Origin of the sequence: Neisseria sp. 74A18 (assembly GCF_001308005.1) — a bacterium.
Taxonomy (GTDB): domain Bacteria; phylum Pseudomonadota; class Gammaproteobacteria; order Burkholderiales; family Neisseriaceae; genus Neisseria; species Neisseria dumasiana.
In genome coordinates, this window is sequence record NZ_LGZA01000019.1 from 21,873 (window position 1) to 43,842 (window position 21,970).

At 49.9% G+C, this 21,970-nt stretch carries 18 protein-coding genes and 2 pseudogenes; 7 read left to right on the forward strand and 13 right to left on the reverse strand.

From position 1 onward, the window contains the following. Positions 1 to 14 precede the first annotated feature (14 nt). Both rplQ and AKG43_RS12315 read left to right on the forward strand, forming a co-directional pair. A complete protein-coding gene (gene rplQ, locus AKG43_RS07235; protein WP_054599898.1) occupies positions 15 to 389 on the forward strand; it encodes a 50S ribosomal protein L17 in 375 nt (124 codons plus the stop codon). A 383-nt stretch (positions 390 to 772) separates the two neighbouring features. Then, a pseudogene (locus tag AKG43_RS12315) lies at positions 773 to 1,638 on the forward strand (transposase). Positions 1,639 to 1,781: 143 nt separating this feature from the next. Here the strand turns inward: AKG43_RS12315 and AKG43_RS07255 are convergent. From AKG43_RS07255 to AKG43_RS07285, 7 genes are all read right to left on the reverse strand, one after another. Further along, entirely contained in the window at positions 1,782 to 2,609 is an 828-nt protein-coding gene (locus AKG43_RS07255) for an undecaprenyl-diphosphate phosphatase (protein ID WP_054599902.1), read from the reverse strand. Positions 2,610 to 2,680: 71 nt separating this feature from the next. After that, positions 2,681 to 3,394, reverse strand: a complete 714-nt coding sequence (locus AKG43_RS07260) for a thiol:disulfide interchange protein DsbA/DsbL (protein ID WP_054599903.1) — start codon at positions 3,392 to 3,394, stop codon at positions 2,681 to 2,683. Between the two features lie 16 nt (positions 3,395 to 3,410). Next, positions 3,411 to 4,244, reverse strand: a complete 834-nt coding sequence (locus AKG43_RS07265; RefSeq protein WP_082403014.1) for an SPOR domain-containing protein — start codon at positions 4,242 to 4,244, stop codon at positions 3,411 to 3,413. 113 nt (positions 4,245 to 4,357) lie between these two features. Beyond that, positions 4,358 to 5,848 carry a YifB family Mg chelatase-like AAA ATPase gene (locus AKG43_RS07270; protein WP_054599905.1) on the reverse strand — a complete coding sequence of 497 codons (1,491 nt, stop codon included), beginning with the start codon at positions 5,846 to 5,848 and terminating at the stop codon, positions 4,358 to 4,360. 15 nt (positions 5,849 to 5,863) lie between these two features. Next, positions 5,864 to 6,145, reverse strand: a complete 282-nt coding sequence (locus AKG43_RS07275) for an accessory factor UbiK family protein (RefSeq protein ID WP_054599906.1) — start codon at positions 6,143 to 6,145, stop codon at positions 5,864 to 5,866. 115 nt (positions 6,146 to 6,260) lie between these two features. Further along, on the reverse strand, positions 6,261 to 7,673 hold the full coding sequence (locus AKG43_RS07280; protein ID WP_342351497.1) for an amino acid permease: 1,413 nt from the start codon (positions 7,671 to 7,673) through the stop codon (positions 6,261 to 6,263). Between the two features lie 350 nt (positions 7,674 to 8,023). After that, entirely contained in the window at positions 8,024 to 9,340 is a 1,317-nt protein-coding gene (locus tag AKG43_RS07285; protein WP_054599926.1) for a M23 family metallopeptidase, read from the reverse strand. A 1,041-nt stretch (positions 9,341 to 10,381) separates the two neighbouring features. Between AKG43_RS07285 and AKG43_RS07290 the strand changes: the two genes are divergently transcribed. Further along, the gene (locus tag AKG43_RS07290) at positions 10,382 to 11,368 is read left to right on the forward strand and encodes a hypothetical protein (protein WP_054599927.1); all 987 of its coding nucleotides are present in this window, start codon (positions 10,382 to 10,384) and stop codon (positions 11,366 to 11,368) included. Between the two features lie 90 nt (positions 11,369 to 11,458). Here the strand turns inward: AKG43_RS07290 and orn are convergent, their stop codons facing one another. The 3 genes from orn to AKG43_RS07305 all read right to left on the reverse strand — a co-directional run bounded on the left by orn (position 11,459) and on the right by AKG43_RS07305 (position 14,036). Further along, the gene (gene orn / locus AKG43_RS07295; protein ID WP_054599908.1) at positions 11,459 to 12,013 is read right to left on the reverse strand and encodes an oligoribonuclease; all 555 of its coding nucleotides are present in this window, start codon (positions 12,011 to 12,013) and stop codon (positions 11,459 to 11,461) included. Between the two features lie 129 nt (positions 12,014 to 12,142). Then, the gene (locus AKG43_RS07300; RefSeq protein WP_054599909.1) at positions 12,143 to 12,877 is read right to left on the reverse strand and encodes a hypothetical protein; all 735 of its coding nucleotides are present in this window, start codon (positions 12,875 to 12,877) and stop codon (positions 12,143 to 12,145) included. A gap of 295 nt (positions 12,878 to 13,172) precedes the next feature. Further along, complete coding sequence (locus AKG43_RS07305) at positions 13,173 to 14,036, reverse strand: Slam-dependent surface lipoprotein (protein WP_082403015.1); 864 nt, start codon at positions 14,034 to 14,036, stop codon at positions 13,173 to 13,175. 304 nt (positions 14,037 to 14,340) lie between these two features. Between AKG43_RS07305 and cysE the strand changes: the two genes are divergently transcribed. Both cysE and AKG43_RS07315 read left to right on the forward strand, forming a co-directional pair. Beyond that, on the forward strand, positions 14,341 to 15,144 hold the full coding sequence (cysE, locus tag AKG43_RS07310; protein WP_054599911.1) for a serine O-acetyltransferase: 804 nt from the start codon (positions 14,341 to 14,343) through the stop codon (positions 15,142 to 15,144). Between the two features lie 435 nt (positions 15,145 to 15,579). Further along, complete coding sequence (locus tag AKG43_RS07315) at positions 15,580 to 17,103, forward strand: fumarate hydratase (protein WP_054599912.1); 1,524 nt, start codon at positions 15,580 to 15,582, stop codon at positions 17,101 to 17,103. A gap of 94 nt (positions 17,104 to 17,197) precedes the next feature. On the opposite strand, the pseudogene AKG43_RS13315 reads toward AKG43_RS07315, so the two are convergent. Next, a pseudogene (locus tag AKG43_RS13315) lies at positions 17,198 to 17,337 on the reverse strand (lipoprotein signal peptidase); the annotation flags it as partial. A 50-nt stretch (positions 17,338 to 17,387) separates the two neighbouring features. Here AKG43_RS13315 and AKG43_RS07320 point away from each other — a divergent pair. Beyond that, positions 17,388 to 18,215 (forward strand): DUF695 domain-containing protein, encoded by an 828-nt coding sequence (locus AKG43_RS07320; RefSeq protein ID WP_054599913.1) that lies wholly within the window; start codon positions 17,388 to 17,390, stop codon positions 18,213 to 18,215. A gap of 190 nt (positions 18,216 to 18,405) precedes the next feature. Beyond that, positions 18,406 to 18,801: a rhodanese-like domain-containing protein gene (locus AKG43_RS07325; RefSeq protein ID WP_054599914.1), complete on the forward strand. Its 396-nt coding sequence runs from the start codon at positions 18,406 to 18,408 to the stop codon at positions 18,799 to 18,801. Positions 18,802 to 18,900: 99 nt separating this feature from the next. Here the strand turns inward: AKG43_RS07325 and fumC are convergent, their stop codons facing one another. Next, the gene (gene fumC, locus AKG43_RS07330) at positions 18,901 to 20,289 is read right to left on the reverse strand and encodes a class II fumarate hydratase (RefSeq protein ID WP_054599915.1); all 1,389 of its coding nucleotides are present in this window, start codon (positions 20,287 to 20,289) and stop codon (positions 18,901 to 18,903) included. A gap of 182 nt (positions 20,290 to 20,471) precedes the next feature. After that, on the reverse strand, positions 20,472 to 21,914 hold the full coding sequence (gene cysS / locus AKG43_RS07335; protein ID WP_054599916.1) for a cysteine--tRNA ligase: 1,443 nt from the start codon (positions 21,912 to 21,914) through the stop codon (positions 20,472 to 20,474). Positions 21,915 to 21,970: the final 56 nt, after the last annotated feature.

Below are 21,970 nucleotides of genomic sequence, written 5' to 3' on the forward strand. Positions count from 1 at the left end.
TAAAGGATTATGACATGCGTCATCGTAATGGCAACCGTAAATTAAATCGCACTAGCAGCCATCGTGCTGCAATGTTGCGCAATATGGCAAACTCTTTATTAAGCCATGAAACTATCGTAACTACTTTACCTAAAGCGAAAGAATTGCGTCGTGTGGTAGAACCGTTAATTACTTTGGGGAAAAAACCCTCATTGGCTAATCGACGTTTGGCCTTCAATCGAACTCGCGATCGTGATATCGTTGTTAAATTATTCGAAGATTTAGGACCTCGTTTTGCTAGTCGTAATGGTGGTTACGTACGCATTTTGAAGTATGGTTTTCGAAAAGGCGATAATGCACCTTTAGCTTTAGTTGAGCTGGTTGAAAAAACTGAAGGTGAAGCAGAGTAATAGCCTAGGGAAATACTTTTACCCCAATTTAAACTATTGCAATATTCCTAAATCTGTATAGATTCGTTATTAATGAAGGTATATTGACAAAATAAGATAGTTTAATTTTAATTCTTAAGATCTGTATCCTACATTAAAGGATATAGATCTTTTTTATTATCACTGCGTTATATCTATATATTCAATCAACTTATTTTTAAAACAAGGCAGCAACGCTGTAGTAAAAGTTAAGTTGATTGACTATATTATTATATATAATTGGCAGGGACACGATAAGACTAATGCTGTGGATGTGCTACATGGAAACGGGTTCTTTGCTGAGTCTTTTACAAAATTCCCCCAAATCCCCTAAATTCTCCACCAAGACATTTAGGGGATTTCTCATGAGCACCTTCTTTCAGCAAACCGCCCAAGCCATGATTGCCAAACACATCGACCGCTTCCCCCTGTTGAAGCTGGAGCAGGTGATTGATTGGTAACCGATCGAGCATTACCTCAACCATCAAAGAACCCGTTACCTTCGAGACCACCACTGCCGTCCCGCCTATCCCCTGCTATCCATGTTCAAAGCCGTTCTACTCGGCCAATGGCACGGCCTTTCCGATCCCGAACTCGAACACAGCCTTATTACCCGCATCGATTTCCATCTGTTTTGCCATTTTGACGAACTGAGCATCCCCGATCACAGCACCTTATGCCGTTGCCGCAACCGGCTGGCGCAAGACAACACCTTGGCCGAATTACTTGATCTGATTAACCGCCAACTGACTGACCAGGGCTTAAAAGTAGAGAAAGCATCCGCCGCTATCGTTGACGCCACCATCATTCAGACGGCCGGCGGGGCAAACAGCGTCAAGGCCATAGAAGTGGATGACGAAGGGCGTGTCAACAGCCAAACCGCACCGAGTAAAGACAGCGATGCCCGTTGGGTGAAGAAAGACGGTCGATTAAAGGCTATGACAGCATGGAAAACCGGCAACATCTGGAAGAACGTCAGATGCGGGACGGCATCATGTGCAAATCCCACCGCAACCGGGCGCTGACGGAAGCGCAAACCAAGCGTAACCGACACTTATCGAAAACCCGACATGTTGTCGAACAAAGCTTTGGTACGCTGCACCGTAAATTCCGCTATGCCCGGGTAGCCTATTTTGGTCTGAGCAAAGTGAGTGCACAAAGCCACCTGAAGGCGATGTGTTTAAACCTGTTGAAAGCAGCCAACAGGCTACGTGCGCCCGTTGCCGTCTGAAAGGCGGTTCAGATGCCCGATTATCGGGTATCTGAGGAGAATAAAGGGTAATTTAGGATGAAAAACAGCCGAAATCCTGTATTTAGGTTTCGGCTATTGGACAAAGGGGCTATTTTGCAAAGGTCTCTGCTTATTTATATTGCTTACATTTCAGTCCAGCTGACCCAGCCCATTTTCCAAGTCAACAAAATTAAACCACCAAAAATGATACGGTAGTAAGCAAATGGCACATAATTTTTTGTTGCAACGAATTTTAATAAAGCTTTAACAGCTAGTAAGCCTGCGGCAAAGGCTGAGATGAAGCCTATTGCGATTAAGCCTATATCTTGTGCGCTAAATAACTTGTAATGTTTCAGAACATCATAAGTTGTGGCCGCGATCATGACTGGAACGGCGAGAAAAAACGAAAATTCTGTTGCTACTTTACGCTCTAGCCCCCATAACATGCCTCCCATGATTGTACTGCCGGAGCGAGAAGTTCCTGGTACAAGCGCGCAGATTTGCGCCAAACCTACCACTAAGGCATCACGGATACGCATCTCGTCAACATTATTTACTTTAGGCTTAACTGTCGTTTGCCGACGTTCTATCCATAATATGATGAAGCCGCCGACAACTAAAGCCGTTGCTACGGTAATCGGATTAAATAGAAATGTTTTGATGTGTTTGCTGAAAATCAATCCTACTACTGCTGCCGGAATGAATGCAATGCCTAAATTGATAACAAATCGGTTAACAGTTTTATCGCGTCCGACATGCGTAATAACATGCGAGAAACGCTGGCGGTATTCAAAGATCACAGCCAAAACAGCTCCGAGCTGAATGGCAATTTCAAAAACTTTTCCATTACTGTGGAAATTAATCAAATCTCCTACTACGATCAGGTGACCGGTGCTGGAGATAGGTAGAAATTCCGTAAGCCCTTCAATAATGCCCAAGATGAGGGCTTTTAACAGTAATAAAATATCCATAATATATTCAGACGGCCTTTTAAATAGTTAAGGCAGCCCGTTTAGAGCTGCCCGGATTGTGATGTCTGCGCTTATTTATTAGCAGCCTTGGCGATCATTGCGCCCTTGCTTTTTAAAGCAGGGGCATTAAGGGCTGTTGGTTTGGCTTTGGAAGGGGTTTTCATGCCTCGCTCGCTGCGAACTTTAGCGACAAGCTCGTCGATGGTTTTCATGCCGGCATTCCAATCTCCGGTAAATTTAACTTGGTATTTACCGCCGACAATAACGGTGGGTGTGCCGCTGATTTGATAGGTGTTTGTCAGCTCTTCCATTTTTTTGGCTTGTGCAGAATTGCTAAATGAATCATAAGCTGCGATCAATTTTTTACCATCAAACCCTTTTTGATTTTCTGCCCATTGTTTAAAAGTGTTGGTGTCGGCCAAATTGATGCGTTGTTCGTAAACAGCTTTAAATACTTCCGGATTGGCTTGGTATTTTAAACCGGAACTGTTAACGGCAGCGGCGACCCGTGCAAAGCCTAAATGTTCCGGTTGCCATACGACATGTTCGTTTCGCAGATAGGTGTCGGAAGGAAAGGTTTTGCTGTGTTTCAACAGAATAGGGTCGAGATGGTAGCAATGTACGCAGAAATAGCCGAAAAATTCCAAAACTTCGATTTTGTCGGGTTGTATTTGGGGAATGGGTTGGGGCAATACTGTATAGTCCGTTCCTTCGGTTGCCGAATAAGCGTTCGCAGCCAATGCTAATGAAGCCAGAGCAGTCAGTAATGTGGTTTTAAGTTTCATGTGCTTTCCTAAAATTTTATTTTACAGTACGGGCAAAACTATCTACACCGTGTTGTTTCAAGGTTTGTTGGGTGCGGCTGGCAGTTTCTTTGTTCATTTTACCGCTTTGGACACGGTAAACACGTTTGCCGTTTGCTTCGCTTTCTACCACGCTGCTTGAAACCCCCATCATGGCAAGCTTGGCGCGGTGAGTTTCAGCACTTTCACGATTATTGAAAGAACCCATTTGCAGTACGGTGCGACCGGTTTCTGCACGGTCGGATTGGCGTGTTTCTGATTTTTTACCGGCATCTTTTTTCGCTGCTTCGGCGCGTGCTTTTTCACGTGCTTTTTCGATACTGCCGCTTTCCAGAATTTGTTCAGGAGAAGGTTTGGTAATTTTTTGAGGTTGTTCTTTTTTCTCCGGTTGTTTTATATCCGCTTTTTTCTGTTCGTGTTTTTTAGGTTCTTGAACAGGCTTAGGTTCGGCTTTTGGTTTAGCCGGTGTTACTGCCGCGGTTTGAGGTTTCTGCTCTTCTTTAATTTCGGTTTTTATCTCAGGTTGCGAAGAGGCGGGAGCGGAGACTTCTTTTGCTTCAGGATGCAAAACTTCTTGAGATGCTGCCGTATCAACAGGCTCGGAGCTTTGCATTACAGGCTCGCTTACCGAATGAGTAGGGGAAACGGCAGTATCACTGCTTTTAGGCGTGAGAATTTCCGGTTTGGGCAACTCTTTGGGTGTTTCTTGTTTAAAAGCTTTCTCATTGCTTTTATTGATAAAGAATACAATGGCAGCAATAATTACTGTTGCCAACAGCAAACCCAACATAAAACCTGAGAGGCCTTTACCATATGGTTTTTTTATATTCATAAAACACCTAAATACCTTATCTTTATTCTATTCATGAGGCCGTCTGAAAAAGAACCGAGACCTGTTTTCAGACGGCGCATTTTAGCAACATAATTATATTTAAAGCAAAAAGCTTACAAAGCGCGACGAAAACTTACTGCGCGTAACACATGCTGTTTGGTTACGGTTTGGTCGCTGTTTAAGTCTGCCAATGTTCGTGCTACCCGCATAATGCGGTGGTAACTGCGGGCAGAGAGTGACAGCTTTTCCAATAAACTGCCTAAAGTTTCCGCGGCCTCCTTAGAGACCATTGCTGCGTTATCCAGTTCCGTAACGCTCAACGCTGCGTTAATCTTGCCTTGCCGTTGATATTGGCGTTCTCTTGCGGCTTGAACCCGTTGTCGAACTTCTGCACTGCTCTCGCCCGGTTCCTGCTGCATCAGTTCGGCGGAAGAAAGTGCCGGTACTTCAATGGTTAAATCAATGCGATCCAACAAAGGCCCTGAGATTTTTCCACGGTAACGCGCAATACTTTCCGGCGTGCAGCGGCACGGTTTGACCGGATGGCCGAGATAGCCGCACGGACATGGGTTCATTGCGGCAACCAGTTGGAATTTGGCGGGATACACTGCTTTATGAGAAGCTCGGGAAATATGGATTTCGCCATTCTCAAGAGGCTCCCGTAAAACTTCTAAAACTTTACGGTCAAACTCGGGAAGCTCGTCTAAAAATAAAATTCCCCGATGGGCTAAGGAAATTTCTCCGGGGCCCGAATTTCCGCCTACTATGGCCACTTGGCTGGAAGTATGATGAGGAGCCTGTACGGGCACGCCGTAGCCTAATTCCTGTCTGTGATTGGGCAGGAGAGAGCGCAACGACCATACTTCGATCAATTCTTCGTCAGTCAGCGGTGGCAAAATACCCGGCAGGCGTTGTGCCAGCATGGATTTGCCGGTGCCGGGCGGCCCCATCATTAACAGGCTGTGTCCGCCTGCTGCGGCAATTTCCAAAGCCAAACGGGCGGTATGTTGGCCTTTGACGTCTTTCAAGTCCGGCAGGTTGTGATATTCAGACGGCCTGTTGGATATATCGTAAACTGTTTGGGCAAGCGGCTCAACAGCGTTGAGATGGGCGGCCACCTTGCAGAGATTGTCGGCACCGTAAACGGTAATGTCTTTCATTACTGCGGCTTGCTTGGCGTTTTCAGACGGCAGCACAAATGCTCTTCCGGCCTGCATTCCCTGCCATGCCATTGCTAAAGCACCGCGCACGGGGCGTAAAGTGCCGGAAAGCGCCAATTCTCCCGCAAATTCGTAGCGGTGCAGCTGTTCGGCGGAAATTTGGCCGGAAGCGGCAAGAATGCCCAGAGCGATGGGTAAATCGAAGCGCCCTGATTCTTTGGGTAGATCGGCCGGAGCAAGGTTGACGGTGATTTTTTTGGCGGGAAAGTCAAATCCGCTTTGTATGATGGCGGCGCGAACACGGTCGCGGCTTTCTTTGACTTCGGTGTCGGGCAGGCCGACGATATTAAAAGCGGGTAAACCGTTGGCAAGGTGGGCTTCCACCTCAACCAACGGTGCATTCATGCCGTTTAGTGCACGGCTGTAAACAAGGGCAAGCGACATCTGTTTCAGACGGCCTTATTCAACTTGTTCAGGCACTTCGCCGGTGGTTTCGACTTGTTGGAGCGGTTGCTCGCCTTCAAGCTTGGCCAAACGTGCTTCCAGTTCGGCCAGTTTGGTGCGGGTTTTAATCAAAACTTGCTGTTGGATATCGAATTCTTCCCGCGTAACCAAGTCCATGCGGTTGAATGCGCTGCCTAAAAGTGCTTTCACGTTTTTTTCAACGTCTTTGGCCGGGCTGTTGGCGATGGTTTCGCTCAATTTGGCAGACACTTCTTCAAACAGTTTCTTACCGATCATTTTGCTGCTCCTTAAAGTATGGGGTTACGTTCATTGTATAGTGAATCAGGCCGTCTGAAAACTGCTGCGGGCAGTGTTTCAGACGGCCTGTTCCGTATTGGAGCCTGGTTAACCGTTAATGGGCATCTTGGCTCAAGTCTACTTCTTTCAAGGGTACTTTGCGGGTTTTATAGCGCAGCTTGTGGTAGAAATAGAAGCCTAAAAATACCGGCAGTCCCATATAGGTAATGATGATGCGGTCCCAATCCAAGCTGCCTTTGAGAACCAGTTCGGTATCTTGGCCGATAATCACCAACACGCACAAGGCCAAAGCAAGCAAGGGGCCGAAAGGGAACCATTTGGCGCGGTATACCAGTGCGTTCAAATCTTTGCCTTGAGCCACATAGGCGCGGCGGAAGCGGTAATGGCTCACGGCGATGCCCAGCCATGCGATAAAACCGGTTAGCCCTGAAGCGGCAAGGATGTATTGGTATGTTTTGTCGCTGGTCAACTGCAACATAAAGACGAGCAAAACCACCGCTCCGGTAGCCAGCAGCGATAAAACCGGTACGCCGCTGATGTTGGTGCGGGCAAAAGCTTTATAGGCCAAGCCGTCTTTGGCCATGGCATACAGCATGCGGGTGGAAGCATACATGCCTGAATTGCCTGCCGACAAAATCGAAGTCAGAATCACCGCGTTCATGACGGCGGCGGCAAAAGCCAAGCCTGCGCGTTCGAATACAAGCGTAAACGGCGATTTGGCGATTTCGTTCACGTCCGCGCCCAATAATTGCGGACTGGTGTAGGGAATCAGCAGGCCGATAACCAAAATAGCCAAAATGTAGAAAATCAGAATGCGCCAAAACACTTGTTTGACAGCTTTGGGAATGCTTTCTTCGGGGTTTTCGGATTCACCGGCGGTAATGCCGATCAATTCGGTGCCTTGAAATGAGAAGCCCGCAATCAGGAATACGCCGAGCATGGTCAGAAATTGTCCGGCTACGCCGTCGCCTAAAAACGGCGCATCGCCTACGGTCATATTGCTTAGGCCGACAAATTCTCCGCCGAGGATGCCGAGAATGGTGAGCAAACCAACGGCCAGAAACACGATAACGGTGACGACTTTAATCAGCGCAAACCAATATTCCGATTCGCCGTATGCGCGGACGGAAAGCGTGTTGAGCAGGAAAATCACCGCAAAAAACAGCAGGCTCCACGCCCACGGCTCCATAAACCGCATCGGTTCCCAATAGGTAATCACAACCGCAGCAATCACCACGTCGGCGGCAACGGTAATGACCCAGTTAAACCAGTAGTTCCAACCCAATGCGAAGCCCAAAGAGGGGTCGACAAAGCGGGTGGCGTAGGTGCTGAAAGAGCCGGAGGTAGGCAGATAGGTTGCCATTTCGCCCAGCGACGTCATTAAGAAATAAACCATCAGGCCGATGGCTGCATAGGCCAACAGTGCGCCGCCGGGGCCTGCGGAACTGATGGCGGTGCCGCTGGCCATAAACAGCCCCGTACCGATACAGCCACCGATGGCGATCATCGATAAATGCCGCGTTTTCAGACGGCGTTTTACCTGAGTATTGTGTTGAATGTCTGACATAATGTTAATCCGGTTTATAAAGCCGCAACAAAAAGTAAAAAAACGGTAAAAATCGCATCATACAGAAAAACCGTTTTTCCGTGTGCGGATTGTTGCCATTCTGTTTGGAATTTGCCCATTGCCGTTTTGTTATTTATATAGTCAACCAACTCATTCTTAATACAAGGTATAGCAATGCCGTAGTGGAAATTAAGTTGATTGACTATACACGTTTATCAGCACGTTACGTATACAATAAAACACCCGCACGATGAGCGTCGTTTGGGTGTTTGGATACTGCAATGAAAAGCTTAATCGAGCTGCGTAACAGATACCGGCAGATTACGCACGGCGGCCAACGTAGCAGAATGGGTTTCCTGCTGTTTGCGGAACTCAGCCATATTGGTCGGCGTTAACTTAGGCGTGGGCAAAGCAATTGCCGTCGGGTTCATATGCTGGCCGTTTTTACGCACTTCATAGTGCAGATGCGGGCCGGTTGAACGTCCGGTGCTGCCCACGTAGCCGATGACTTCGCCCGCCTTCACTTTGCCTTGTGCGGGAGAGAACGCGCTCATATGGGCATACAGAGTTTCAATGCCGTTGCTGTGCGTCAGCACCACCGTATTGCCATAGCCGCCTTTCCAGCCTTTGAAGGTCAGCGTACCGTCGGCAGTTGCGCGGATGGGTGTGCCGGTGGCGGCGGCATAGTCGATGCCGGTGTGCATTTTTACGGTGTGCAAAACAGGGTGGACACGCATGCCGTATGGCGAAGAAATCCGCGTATATTCCACCGGTTTCACATTAAAACCGTCGGTCAGATGCAGCGCTTTGCCGTGCTGGTCGTAGTAGCTGCCGCTTTCTTCATCGCCTTTGCCTTGGCTATAGTAATAAGCCTGATAGGTTTTGCCGTCTTTTACCACTTCGGCCGCCAAAATATCGCCGGTGGCCATTTCCTGGCCACGGAAATACATGCTGTTGTACAGCAGGCGGATGGAATCGCCTTCGCCCAACTCTTCAACATTCACCACATCGTTGAAAATTTCGCTGAGCGATTCGCGTATCTCTACCGGCACGCCGGCTTGGGCAAGCGCACCGCGGGCGGAAGTCCGCACCTGCACCGAACGTAGAGTAGGCATGGTTTCCATATCAATGGCGGAAGTAGAAGTGCCCCATTTGCCGTTCACTTTTTCAATCGCCACCAAATCGCGGAAACCGTTGTCGTCGTCGTTGAAGAACTGCACATCGGTTACGTCGCCCGACGCATCAAAGCGCACGTTAACCGACTGGCCGGCACGGAGTTGGATTAAATCGCGGTCGATGGAGCTGTGCACCAACACTTGGCGGATATTTTCTTCCGATACGCCGATTCGGAACAGTACGTCGGTAAGCGAATCGCCCGGCTGTACCGCTTCTTGCGCCCAGTAGCTGCCGTTTACTACGCCGCTTTCCACATAAACGGGCGGTAACTCTTCCATCACACGTTCGGCACGGTACAACTCTTTTTCAGGTTGGGGTTCGTTTACCGCATAAGCGGCAACCATGCCGGATACGGGCAGCAATACGCCTAAAATAGACCAGCGGACAGGTTTGTTTTGCCAAAAGCGTCCTGCCGCCGCCACAGCAGGCAATGCGGGAAGGGCGGATACGGCGGCGCGTATCCGTTTGACCGCGGACTTAAACGCTGACATTTTTCCTTTTGCCGGTGGCGCGGCAATAGATGCGGCCACGGGTGCAACGGATTCGGGTGCAGATTCGGTTTGTGCGGTTGCCGGTGTATCAGGCAGTTCCGCGACAACAGCCTGTTGTGCCGATTTTTGCTCTGCCGCTTTGTTGGCCGCGTTTGCGGAAACAGCGGAAACGTCGGATGATGCTGAGGCAACAGTGATGTTTTCAGACGGCCTTTCGGCAGCAATGACCGGCGATAACGGCTGTTGGGTCTTTTGTTCAACCGTTTCTGCGGCAGGCAATTCGTTGCGAACAACAGCCGTTGTGTTGTCGGCAGGCTGTTGCTGTTTGATAAATGCAGAAGGTTTGACATTGATTGCCGGTTTGAAACCCATTGCTAGTGATTTGGCCGCGGCTACTCTGGCGGTGGCCACCAATTGGGGTACTTCTGAAGATTCGGCAGCAGGCGTTTGCTGAATGTTTCCGGCAGTTTCTTCAACAGCTTCTGCCGTCTGAATGTTCTCCGAAGACGATGCCGGTGGAGCCGTATCGAATTGGAGCTGCTCCGGCCTTACCATCACCGGCTCAACCGGCACGGATTTCACTTCGAGAGGAGTCGTCATCATCGGTTCGGCAGAAAGCACCGCTGAATCCGGTGCAATACGTTCGGTTTCCGTGTGTACGATGCTGCTGTCGGCGGTGTGTGCTTCGCTTTCGGGGGTAACGACCGATAAAGTGCCGTGGTCGTTATTTTGGGCGGGTGCCTTTAAAAAATTACTCAAGGGCTTTGTCATATTCGGCCTCTTAAATGCTTATCTGTATGCGGATAAATCCGTTTTTTGTGCTATTGCTTTGATTTTCACAAGGATTTTATACGCTTCTTTTCATGTTGAAGTTTACCATAAAACCTGTGCGCCTGCTTTAAGCAGGTGTTTTGCTGCGTGAAAAATACGCGCAATAGCGTAAAATATGCACGGTTTGATTACCTGAACATATTTACTCCCATGTATTTAACCTTAGCCCTCCCTGCTTTAAATTTCAACACTTCGGAAAACATTCCGCCACTGTATTTGCCTTCACTCAATAAAATGCTGCGTTTCGGTCGTTATATTGCAACACCGTCGAGGCCGTCTGAATTTTATGCACGCTATCTGTGGAACGGCAGTCTGCTCGATGCGGCCAAGCAATATTTGAATATTCCGCAACATCAGGCCGCCGTGTTCGCCAGCCCTGTGTGGCAGCAGATGGGCATGCACCAAATGGATATGCTCGGCGGTGCCGACATTCAAATCCGGGCGGAAGAGGCCGCTGAATGGTGTGCCGGCCTGAATGATTTTTTAGAGCAAGACGGCTGGTGTTTTTATGTGGTGCGCCCCGATTTATGGCTGCTTACCTTGCCTTCTTCTCCGCGTTGGCAGGCTGCGCCTGTGTTCGATGTGCTCGGGCAGGTAGACGGCACGGTGCGGGCGGAAGGGCCGGACAGTGGTATTTGGCTGCAAAAACAAACCGAAATCCAGATGTGGTTGTACAGCCATCCGCTCAACGCCGCGCGTACTGCTGCAAAAGCCCCCAATGTTAATGGCTTATGGCTGTGGCAGGACGTGGCCGGCAGCCAAACGTCTTTGCCGCTGTTGGCGTGCGACAGCCCGTGGGCGCAGTTTTATGTGGGGGAAAAAGCGGATGCCCCGTATGATTTTGCGGCTTGGCAAAATGTGCTACAGGAACATGGGCGTTCCTTTTCAGACGGCCTGATATTTTTAGACGATTTGGTTGTAACCCGACACACTTCCGATGTATGGGCTTATAAAGACATTTTGGAGAAATGGGAAAACAATTGGTTTGCCCCGTTATGGCAGGCACTTGAAACAGGCCGTCTGAAAGGCTTGAGTATCGTTACCGATGGCGACGACGGGGGCTGTTTGAATATCAAACCCAAAGCAGGCCGCGCGTTTTGGAAGAGAAGGAAAGAATTTGCGGGCAGACTCGTTTAGCTTGCTTGCGCATGATTGGATTTTATGCGGAGTGCGGTACACAAACAGCCTCAGGCACCGGATGGCCTGAGGCTGTTTTCCAAATGGGGCTTAATGTTGCGGCAGTTTGATGAATGTGTCGCGGTAATAACGCATTTCTTCAATACTTTCCAGAATATCGTCCAAAGCCTGATGCGAGCCTTTTTTCACTATGCCTTTATAAACGGGCGGATTCCAGCGGCGCGCCAGTTCTTTCAGGGTAGATACATCTAAATTGCGGTAATGGAAATAAGCTTCAAGTTTGGGCATATAACGCACCATAAAACGGCGGTCTTGATGAATGGTGTTGCCGCACATCGGTGTGGTTTTTTCGGGAATCCAACCGGCCATAAAGTCCAACAGTTTTTGTTCCACTTCGGCCTCGGTATATGTCGATTCGCGAACCCGCTGTGTTAAGCCGGTGCGGGCATGGGTGGCGGTATTCCATTCGTCCATATTGTTCAAAATATCGTCGCTTTGGTGGATGGCATACACTTCCGATTGCGCCAGCACGTTCAAATCTTGGTCGGTAATAATCATCGCCACTTCGATGATTTTGTCGGTATCCGGGTTCAACCCGGTCATTTCCATATCGAGCCAGCACAGATGGTTTGCATTTTGGGTCATGTTTTCAGACGGCCTTTGCTACTTAGAGTTTGTTTGAAAAAAAAAGAGATTATAAAGGATTTTCAACCGGCACGTCTTTTGAGGGGGCGGGGCGGGCTTTGGGGTATTGCGCGGCCGGAAAGATGATTTCTACAAATCAAAATCGTTGGCAAAGTATTTCGGCATTTCCACTACGTTGATTTTGTAACCTTTCAGAGTGGTGTGGTTGAAAAATACAAATTCGTGGTTGTTGCAGATTTTTTCGCCCATGATATAAACATCGCTGCTGCTGGCCAAAATATAGTACGGCTTGTTTTCATACATCATTTTGTCGTAGGTGGTGCGGAAATAAGGCCGGGTGTATCCGATGGAGAAAGCAAGCACCGTAAAATAGAGAAAAATAAATACCGTAAAAAACGGCGAGTAATGCTCTTTGTGCCGAATCAGCGACATATCTATGCGGATACGGTTGCCTATGCGGTGGAAAACCGCAGAGAACATTAAAGATACGCCTAAGTAAATCCATAAAACCTTTACCGGCATGTAACCGGCAAACAGATAAAAACCGATAACGATAGGAAAGAATAATACACTCAACAATATGAAAATTCTGAGAAAACCGATATTTTCAAACCAACGGCTTTGCTTTACTGCGCGGAGCAGCACATAGCCTAGGCCGTAACCGATGGCCAAAATAATCGAAGTGATGCACACATAAAACAAACTGCGGGCTACGTTGTCAGGCCCTTTTGACACATGCCACCAAGGGTAGCCGTAAAAAAGTGCCTGACCCCAACCGTAACAATACGCTGTTGCCCAACTGGTGATGCCCAAGAATGCCATTGAAACCGATGATTGGATGATTTTATTTAAGCTGCGAATCATTATTACAACGAAAGTTAAATTTTAAACAATTTTCTGAAATATTATTACATAGAGGGTATGGGATGCAATTTCCAACCATGCTTTTTGAATATAATTTGATATAAATCTAATTTGCAAAATATGAGAATCCAATCGATTGACAATTAAATTATTTTAAAAACAATTGTTTGAATATGAGTGAACAAAATCGGCAGCATACCCAATAGTATGCTGCCGATTTTTTGATAGGATATTTCAGGTGGCCTTCAGTTTGCGTGGCAATACATTTTAAATGTTTTCGCCGTCAAATCGGCCGTTATTTTCTCGAACCGCCTATGCCGATTTCACCGCCGGAATGGTAAATCATGCCGCCGATTTCTTCCGCGTTGGGGCCGAAGAAGGTGAGGGTGTAATCGCCGTGGCCTTTTTTCTCGGTTTGTACCGAACCTTCAATACCTTTGCCGACCGCACGGTCGCCCAAAGTGTTAAGCTGAACCACATTTTTAATGTCGGCTTCTTTCAAAGTAATCTTACCGGTTTCCTCAATGCCGGTTACGCTGCCGCTGCCTTTGCCTGAGTTGAAGTCAACCTGATAATTCAGACGGCCTGTACCCGAATCGCTGAATGCTTGGCCGGTGTAAGTGTATTTGCCGGTTTCAGGCAGGGTTTGGGTGATATCGCCGGTAACCAAGCCGATCCGCATCGGGTCTTGCAGGATAATGTCTTTGCCGTTGTCATCTTTGGCAATTTTGCGTTTCGGGCCTAAGTAACCGGCAATAATGGAATGCTTTTGGCGGTAGGCTCTGATGCTTCCGCCGTTTGCAGTCGGAACGCTGTTCAATGCAGACAGGGCAAAATCGTCCAACACGATTTTTTTGCCGCCCACATGGGTGTGGCCGTTGATGGTTACGGTGTAGGGTTTCAACGGGGCAGGGGCGGCAGAGCGGAACGCGCCGTTGCTTTGGGCGGCCTTGCCGCCTGCATTATTGGCACTCACGGCAATCGGTTGTGCATCAACGGCCGTTCGGGTAACAGAGCTTGTAGTAGTGGTAACAGTAGATTGGGTTGAAGGTTGACCGCTGCCGCCACCTCCGCATGCGGATAATGCCAGCATTACCAAACCTGAAAGTGCAATAGTTGAGTTATTGTTGTTTTTTCCTCTAGATGTGAAGCTTGCCATAATACATAAAATCCTTTCTTGAGATGATAAGGATTCTCATCATATCGGCTAAAATTGAGCTTATCAACCGCTTATATAAAAAAACAACCGAATATCTTTAAGTTTTGTTTAGTTGCATATCATAAAATCATGCTTTCCGATAGTCTCCGATTCTTCTGAAAAGCCTATTAAAACAGAGATTATCACTTATTTAACCATTTTTGATGTTGTATTGCATTCCTTAAAAATAGAAACTCATTTCTTGCCAAAAATACCACACTTAATATATAACAAACATCCCACCTACGTTTTCAGACGGCCCATCATGAAAAAAGACCACCTCAATACTCCCGATTTCGATTTATGGCAGGCTATCCGCCTTGAAACCGAAGAAGCCGTTGCTGCCGAACCGCTGCTGGCCAGCTTTCTCCATCAAACCGTGCTGCGCAACACTTCGCTCGATTCTGTGTTGGCTTACCATTTATCAAGCAAACTTTCCAGCCCGATTATGGATGCCCGCGCGCTGTTTGAAATGTATCAACAGGCTTTATGCTGCGATACCGATATTATCGAAGCGGTAAAGCTTGACCTATTGGCCTGCTACGAACGCGACCCCGCCTGCGACGAATATTCGCTGCCCCTGCTTTATTTCAAAGGTTTTCATGCCATACAGGCGCACCGCATCAACCATTGGCTGTATGAACACGGACGCAAAACGTTGGCTTATTTTCTGCAGAACCGTTCGTCTGAAGTGTTCGGAGTCGATATACACCCTGCCGCCCGTTTCGGCCACGGTTTGATGCTCGACCATGCAACAGGTTTTGTTGCCGGCGAAACGGCGGTGCTGGGCAACAATATTTCTATTCTGCACGGCGTAACGCTCGGCGGTTCGGGCAAAGAAAGCGGAGACCGCCATCCGAAAGTGGGCGACGGCGTGATGATCGGTGCCAATGCTTCTATTTTGGGCAATATCCGCATCGGGGAAAGTGCCAAAATCGGTGCCGGCAGCGTGGTGGTGGCAGATGTGGCACCGCACACCACCGTAGTGGGCGTTCCGGCCAAACCTACCGGCAAAGCAGTTAATAATCCGGCGGGCGAAATGGATCAAAGTATGGGCTTTATGATCTGATGTGCCGGTAGGCTTTGCTTTTACCGCTCAACTCAAACCGATACCCTATATAAGTAAACAGGTATCCGCACACATCCTACCGGATGGGCTGACAGGCCGCTCTGCCTGCATCTGCCCATCCGGTTTTGTCAACATGCCCGCGTTCAAACGCCGTGTTTCTCATTCTGCTCTTTTTAAAATTAACGCAAATTAACAATATAACCCTGTATTCTTTACCCAAAGGCCGTCTGAAAAGGCCTGTACAACAACACAAACCGAAACCCGCCAAGCCGTCTCAAACAATACAGCAAGCCGTTCGATGTCATACTGCGGCCTTGCCGTATCTGTGTGTGAAAGTAACGATGCCGCAAGCCTTTAAAAGCTGAAAATCAACTTTCACCGGTATGGTTCGGCCGGTGTTTCAAACCATCAAACCACTCCAAAGGAACACTCTTCATGGCCATCATCAAACAAGAAGATTTCATTCAAAGCATTGCCGATGCCTTCCAATTCATCAGCTACTACCACCCCGTCGATTACATCCAAGCCTTATATAAAGCGTGGCAGAAAGAAGAAAACCCCGCCGCCAAAGACGCAATGACACAGATTTTGGTCAACAGCCGCATGTGTGCCGAAGGCCACCGCCCCATCTGCCAAGATACCGGCATTGCCACCGTATTCCTGAAAATCGGCATGAACGTGCAATGGGACGCACAAATGAGCGTGCAGGAAATGGTCAACGAAGGCGTACGCCGCGCCTACACCCACCCCGACAACACTTTGCGCGCTTCGGTTTTGGCCGACCCTGCGGGCAAACGCCAAAACACCAAAGACAACACGCCGGCGGTGATCCACATGGAAATCGTAGCGGGCGATAAAGTGGAAGTAACCTGCGCGGCCAAAGGCGGCGGTTCGGAAAACAAATCCAAGCTCGCCATGCTCAACCCTTCCGATTCGATTGTCGATTGGGTGCTGAAAACCATCCCCACAATGGGGGCAGGTTGGTGTCCGCCCGGCATCTTGGGCATCGGCATCGGCGGCACGCCCGAAAAAGCGGCTTTGTTGGCGAAAGAATCGCTGATGAGCCACGTCGATATTCACGAATTACAGGAAAAAGCCGCTTCGGGCGCGGAACTTTCCACCACCGAAGCCCTGCGTTTGGAGTTGTTTGAAAAAGTGAACGCGCTGGGCATCGGCGCACAAGGCTTGGGCGGCCTGACCACTGTTCTCGACGTAAAAATCTTGGATTACCCCACCCACGCCGCGTCCAAACCCGTAGCCATGATTCCCAACTGCGCCGCCACCCGTCATGTGGAATTTGAATTGGACGGCTCCGGCCCCGCCGTGCTGACCCCGCCTTCGCTCGATGATTGGCCGGATATCACATACAGCCCCGACAACGGCAAGCGCGTGGATGTGAACAACATCACCAAAGAAGAAGTGGCCACTTGGAAAATGGGTGATGTGTTGCTTTTGAACGGTAAAATCTATACCGGTCGCGATGCCGCCCACAAACGCATGGTCGATATGCTCAACAAAGGTGAAAAACTGCCGGTCGACTTTACCAACAAACTGATTTACTACGTCGGCCCGGTTGACCCCGTGCGCGACGAAGTAGTCGGCCCCGCAGGCCCCACCACCGCCACCCGCATGGATAAATTTACCCGCCAAATGCTCGAACAAACCGGCCTGCTCGGCATGATCGGCAAATCCGAACGCGGCGCAGCGGCCTGTGAAGCCATTGCCGACAACCAAGCCGTTTATCTGATGGCCGTGGGCGGTTCGGCCTACTTGGTGGCCAAAGCCATTAAAGAAGCCAAAGTCGTGGCCTTTGAAGACTTGGGTATGGAAGCGATTTACGAGTTTGAAGTGAAAGACATGCCCGTAACCGTGGCGGTGGACAGCAGCGGCAAATCCGTACACGCCATCGCGCCGAAGCAATGGCAGGCGAAAATCGGCATTATTCCGATTGAAGCCTAATCGCAGCCCAACTTAACAATACAGGCCGTCTGAAACTTTTCAGACGGCCTGTTTTCTTATTACACGAAGTCTTCAGAAACTTTCCAATTAAAACGGCATGAGACCTTTGCAAAACCCTCAGATGTGGATGCAGTTCAAGGCTTAGCAGCACAGCGGGTGCAGACACATCACACGATAGGCAAACGGGCGGGCAGCGCACAACGCAGAAATGCGCCGCAGACGGGGGGGTTGCAAAGGTCTCGGCATACCTAAAAACAGCCGCCCCCTACACAAGGAGTAACACAATGATTATGAAATGGTTTAAACAATTACTATCCGACACTTCCACGCCCGCCCGTTCCGCACCCAAGCTGCCGGAAGACTGGGGTTCTTACCTCTATCAAACCGATGACAATCTGCCCGCCAGCAACCGCCTGAATTTAGCCTTGCACGACCTTGCTCCTCTGGCCGGAATGGATCAACGCACTTGGATCACGCTCAAACTCCGCCAGCCCAATGAACACGGCTTAACCGCACCGGAAGAATACCCCGCGATCTGCAAAATCGAAGACGATATCACCGACGCCTTGGTAGCGCGGGGCGCAGTTATGGTCGGCTCCGTAACCGGCCACGGCCAATTCAGCCTGATTTTCTACTCTCCCGACACACAAGACTACGACAAAATTATCGACGGCATAATGAAGTCATACAACGGCTACGAATACAGCTACCACAGCGAGGCAGACCCCGAATGGGAAGCCTACTTGCGCTTTCTCTATCCCGACGCCTACGAATACCAATTCATCGTCAACAGAAAAATCTGGACGCAACTCGAGCAGCAAGGCAACCTCCACGAAGTCGAGCGCGCCGTTGACCATTGGCTCCACTTCCCCACCGCCGACGATGCAAAAGCGGCTGCTTCCGAGGCTGAAGGTCTCGGCTACACCATGCTTGCCCTCGAGCATGTTTCAGACGGCGGCGAATATCCCCACCAACTCAACATCAGCCGTTACAACAACACCCTGCCCGACGAAATTGACGAATATGTGCACGAGCTGATGGTGTTGGCTGAGAAAAACAACGGCTGCTACGACGGCTGGGGCTGCGTGCCGGTCACTCAAAAACCGCATTGAGCCTCGCCGCATTCAGGCCGTCTAAAAACGGAATGTCCCAAGATAAACACGCTGCGGTTTTCTGTTGCGCCGATATCCCTTAGACTGCGCTTATCAAGCCGTCGCGCACCGTTCGCCGTCCGTATCGTAAACGGGCAAAATTCCGTTTCAGACGGCCTGATGTGATGGAAACACTACACAGGAGAAAATCATGCCGATTACAAAAGGATTCAAAGCGCTGGTTAACGAAGCCATGAGCCAAATCACCACGCACAGCGTTGAAGAAGCCCGCCGCCGTGCCGAATCGGGAAAAGCCACCTTAATCGACATCCGCGACATCCGCGAACTCGAACACAGCGGCAGAGTACCCAATGCGTTTCATGCGCCGCGCGGGATGCTCGAATTTTGGGCTGACCCCGAATCGCCCTACCACAAACCGATTTTTGCCAACGAAGATACCGAGTTCATCTTATTTTGCGGTGCCGGCTGGCGCAGCGCCTTAGCCACCAAAACCCTGCAAGATATGGGCATGACCAACGTTTCGCACATCGACGGCGGTTTTGCGGCGTGGAAAGAACACAACGCGCCTATCGAGAAAAACGGTTGATCATCAAGATGCTTTAAAAACCATGAGGCCGTCTGAAAAATTCAGACGGCCTCAATAGTGAATTGGCTACATCTTGCCAGCTTCACACACTTTTAAAACTTAACGCGGCGCCACCATATCTTCCGGTTTCACCAGCTCGTCAAACTCTTCTCCGCTGAGCAACCCCAAATCAATCGCGGTTTCACGCAAAGACTTGTCGTTTTTATAAGCCGTTTTCGCCACTTTCGCCGCATTTTCATAGCCTATTTTGCGGTTCAGCGCCGTTACCAGCATCAAAGAGTGATGCAGGAAATAATCGATTTTTTCCGGCACGGGTTCGATGCCGACGGCACAATGTTCGTTGAAACTGTTGCAGGCATCGCCGAGCAGGCGCACCGATTGCAGCAGGTTGTAACCGATCACCGGCATGTAAACGTTTAATTCAAAATTACCCGACGCGCCCGCCATGCCGACCGCCACATCGTTGCCGAACACTTGGCAGCACACCATCGTCATCGCCTCGCACTGAGTGGGATTGACCTTGCCCGGCATAATGGACGAACCCGGCTCGTTTTCGGGAATCTTAATCTCGCCCAAACCGCAGCGCGGGCCGCTTGCCAGCCAGCGGATGTCGTTGGCGATTTTGTTCAGGCTCGCCGCCAACGTTTTCAACGCGCCGGAAGCATACACACAAGCATCGCGCCCGGCCAGCGCTTCAAACTTGTTCGGCGCAGTCACAAACGGCAAGCCGGAAAGTTCGGCCAGCTTTTCCGCCGCCTTCACCGTATAATCGGGGTGGCTGTTCAAACCCGTGCCCACCGCCGTACCGCCCAAAGGCAGTTCGTACAAACCTTTCAAAGCATCATTCAGACGGCCTAAACCGTGATCCAACTGACTGACGTAGCCGGAAAACTCCTGCCCCAGCGTCAACGGTGTCGCATCCTGCAAATGGGTTCGGCCAATCTTAACGATAGATGCAAACGCCTTGGCTTTCGCGTCCAAAGTGTCGCGCAGCGCTTTAACCGCCGGAATCAGCAAGCGGTTGATTTCAATCGCCGCCGCAACGTGAATCGCCGTGGGAAATGAATCGTTGGTCGATTGTGCATGGTTCACATGATCGTTGGGATGCACGGGCTGATACGCCGCCAATCCCGTGCCGGCGATTTCATTGGCGCGGTTGGCCAGCACTTCGTTCATGTTCATATTGGACTGCGTGCCCGAACCGGTTTGCCACACCACCAAAGGAAACTGCCCTGCCAGCTTGCCTGCCAACACATCATCCGCCGCCTTCACAATCAAATCGGCCTGCTCCTGCTGAATGCGGCCGAGTGAGGCGTTGGTGTAAGCCGCTGCTTTTTTCACGAGCGCCATCGCGTTGATTAAAGGCTCGGGCAAGGTTTCGCCACCTATTTTGAAATTGTCGCGGCTGCGTTGGGTCTGCGCGCCCCAATAGGCCTCGGCAGGCACTTCCACATTGCCCATAGTGTCGTGTTCGGTACGGGTAGTCATCACTTTTCTCCTTTGCTGACGTGCTTACTTCGGAAACAATAAGCGCATTATCGCACACAAAGAAACAAATGATAATCACAATCAATTTATTCAATGGAGCAGATAAAAATCAGGCCGTCTGAACATTTCAGACGGCCTTTCAGCTTCAATCAGTTAATGATTCAGCAAACTCTGTGTTTCAATCAACCACGCCGCCAAGTCGTGCCGCCCGCGCCGTCTTCAAGAATGATGTTTTCGGCATTGAGCAAATCGCGGATGCGGTCTGATTCCGCCCAGTTTTTCTCCGCACGCGCTTGTTTGCGCTGTGCAATCAGGCTTTCGATTTCTTCGTTGGAGAGATCATGATTAATATCATAGCGATCGGTAAACTTAAGAGTAATTATTCTATTCTGTAAAAACTCCAACGGATCACGTTGCAGCAAACCGATGATGCCGCCAAGCGCTTTCAGGCAACCCGCCAGTTCGCTGCTGCTGGTTTTGTTAATTTCACTGACCAATTCAAACAATACGGCCATCGCTTCTACGGTGCCGAAATCGTCGTTCATGGCGGCGAAGAAACGGCGGGTGTAGTCGTTGGCGTTTTCGCTGACTGCAAACTCAGCAGGCGGCGTGTTTTTCAAAGCAGTGTACAAACGGGTGAGCGCGCCTTTGGCATCGTCCAAATGGGCATCGGAATAGTTCAGCGGGCTGCGGTAGTGCGCACGCAAAATAAAGAAGCGCACCACTTCGGCATCGTATTTTTCCAACACTTCGCGGATGGTAAAGAAGTTGCCCAGCGATTTGGACATTTTTTCGTTATCGACGCGGATAAAACCATTGTGCAGCCAATATTTCACATGACTTTCAATCGCTTTGCCGCCCGAACGGTTGTGGCCGCAACTACCGCCGTGCGCGCCGCAGCTTTGGGCGATTTCGTTTTCATGATGCGGGAATTGCAAGTCTGCACCGCCGCCGTGAATATCGAAAGTGTCGCCGAACAACTCTTCGCTCATGGCCGAGCATTCGATATGCCAACCCGGGCGGCCCTGCCCCCACGGGCTTTCCCACGCCGGTTCGCCGGGCTTGGCGGCTTTCCACAAAACGAAGTCCAACGGGTCGCGTTTGAAACCGTCCACTTCCACGCGCTCACCCGCGCGCAAATCGTCCAGCGACTTGCCGGAAAGCTGGCCGTATGCGGCAAATTCGCGCACGGCGTAGTATACGTCGCCGTTATCGGCGGCATAAGCCTTGCCGTTGTCGATCAGGCGTTGAATCATGCCCAACATCTGTTGCACATGCTCGGTAGCTTTCGGCTCCACATCGGGGCGGATCACGCCTAAAGCCGCCGCATCTTCATTCATGGCTCGGATAAAACGTTCGGTCAGCTCGCCGATGGTTTCGCCGTTTTCCGCGGCGCGGGCAATGATTTTATCGTCGATGTCGGTGATGTTACGCACATAAGTCAACGGATAGCCCTGTGCGCGCAACCAACGAGCAATCATGTCGAACACCACCATCACGCGGGCGTGCCCCAAGTGGCAGTAGTCGTAAACAGTCATGCCGCAGACGTACATGCGCACGTTTTTAGGGTCGATGGGGATAAATTCTTCTTTTTGGCGGGTGAGGGTGTTGTAAACGGTTAGCATGATTTGTTCTTTACACTGGGTTTGTTGATATAAAAATCCGCATTACCTGATCGGTT

Coding starts and splice junctions, on each gene's coding strand:
- fumC (WP_054599915.1), bottom strand. CDS start 20,289: ATGACTACCCGTACCGAACACGACACTATGGGCAATGTGGAAGTGCCT.
- cysE (WP_054599911.1), top strand. CDS start 14,341: ATGAAAAAAGACCACCTCAATACTCCCGATTTCGATTTATGGCAGGCT.
- rplQ (WP_054599898.1), top strand. CDS start 15: ATGCGTCATCGTAATGGCAACCGTAAATTAAATCGCACTAGCAGCCAT.
- AKG43_RS07255 (WP_054599902.1), bottom strand. CDS start 2,609: ATGGATATTTTATTACTGTTAAAAGCCCTCATCTTGGGCATTATTGAA.
- AKG43_RS07290 (WP_054599927.1), top strand. CDS start 10,382: ATGTATTTAACCTTAGCCCTCCCTGCTTTAAATTTCAACACTTCGGAA.
- AKG43_RS07315 (WP_054599912.1), top strand. CDS start 15,580: ATGGCCATCATCAAACAAGAAGATTTCATTCAAAGCATTGCCGATGCC.
- AKG43_RS07275 (WP_054599906.1), bottom strand. CDS start 6,145: ATGATCGGTAAGAAACTGTTTGAAGAAGTGTCTGCCAAATTGAGCGAA.
- AKG43_RS07265 (WP_082403014.1), bottom strand. CDS start 4,244: ATGAATATAAAAAAACCATATGGTAAAGGCCTCTCAGGTTTTATGTTG.
- orn (WP_054599908.1), bottom strand. CDS start 12,013: ATGACCCAAAATGCAAACCATCTGTGCTGGCTCGATATGGAAATGACC.
- AKG43_RS07325 (WP_054599914.1), top strand. CDS start 18,406: ATGCCGATTACAAAAGGATTCAAAGCGCTGGTTAACGAAGCCATGAGC.
- AKG43_RS07280 (WP_342351497.1), bottom strand. CDS start 7,673: ATGATCGCCATCGGTGGCTGTATCGGTACGGGGCTGTTTATGGCCAGC.
- AKG43_RS07300 (WP_054599909.1), bottom strand. CDS start 12,877: ATGATTCGCAGCTTAAATAAAATCATCCAATCATCGGTTTCAATGGCA.
- AKG43_RS07270 (WP_054599905.1), bottom strand. CDS start 5,848: ATGTCGCTTGCCCTTGTTTACAGCCGTGCACTAAACGGCATGAATGCA.
- AKG43_RS07320 (WP_054599913.1), top strand. CDS start 17,388: ATGATTATGAAATGGTTTAAACAATTACTATCCGACACTTCCACGCCC.
- AKG43_RS07305 (WP_082403015.1), bottom strand. CDS start 14,036: ATGGCAAGCTTCACATCTAGAGGAAAAAACAACAATAACTCAACTATT.
- cysS (WP_054599916.1), bottom strand. CDS start 21,914: ATGCTAACCGTTTACAACACCCTCACCCGCCAAAAAGAAGAATTTATC.
- AKG43_RS07260 (WP_054599903.1), bottom strand. CDS start 3,394: ATGAAACTTAAAACCACATTACTGACTGCTCTGGCTTCATTAGCATTG.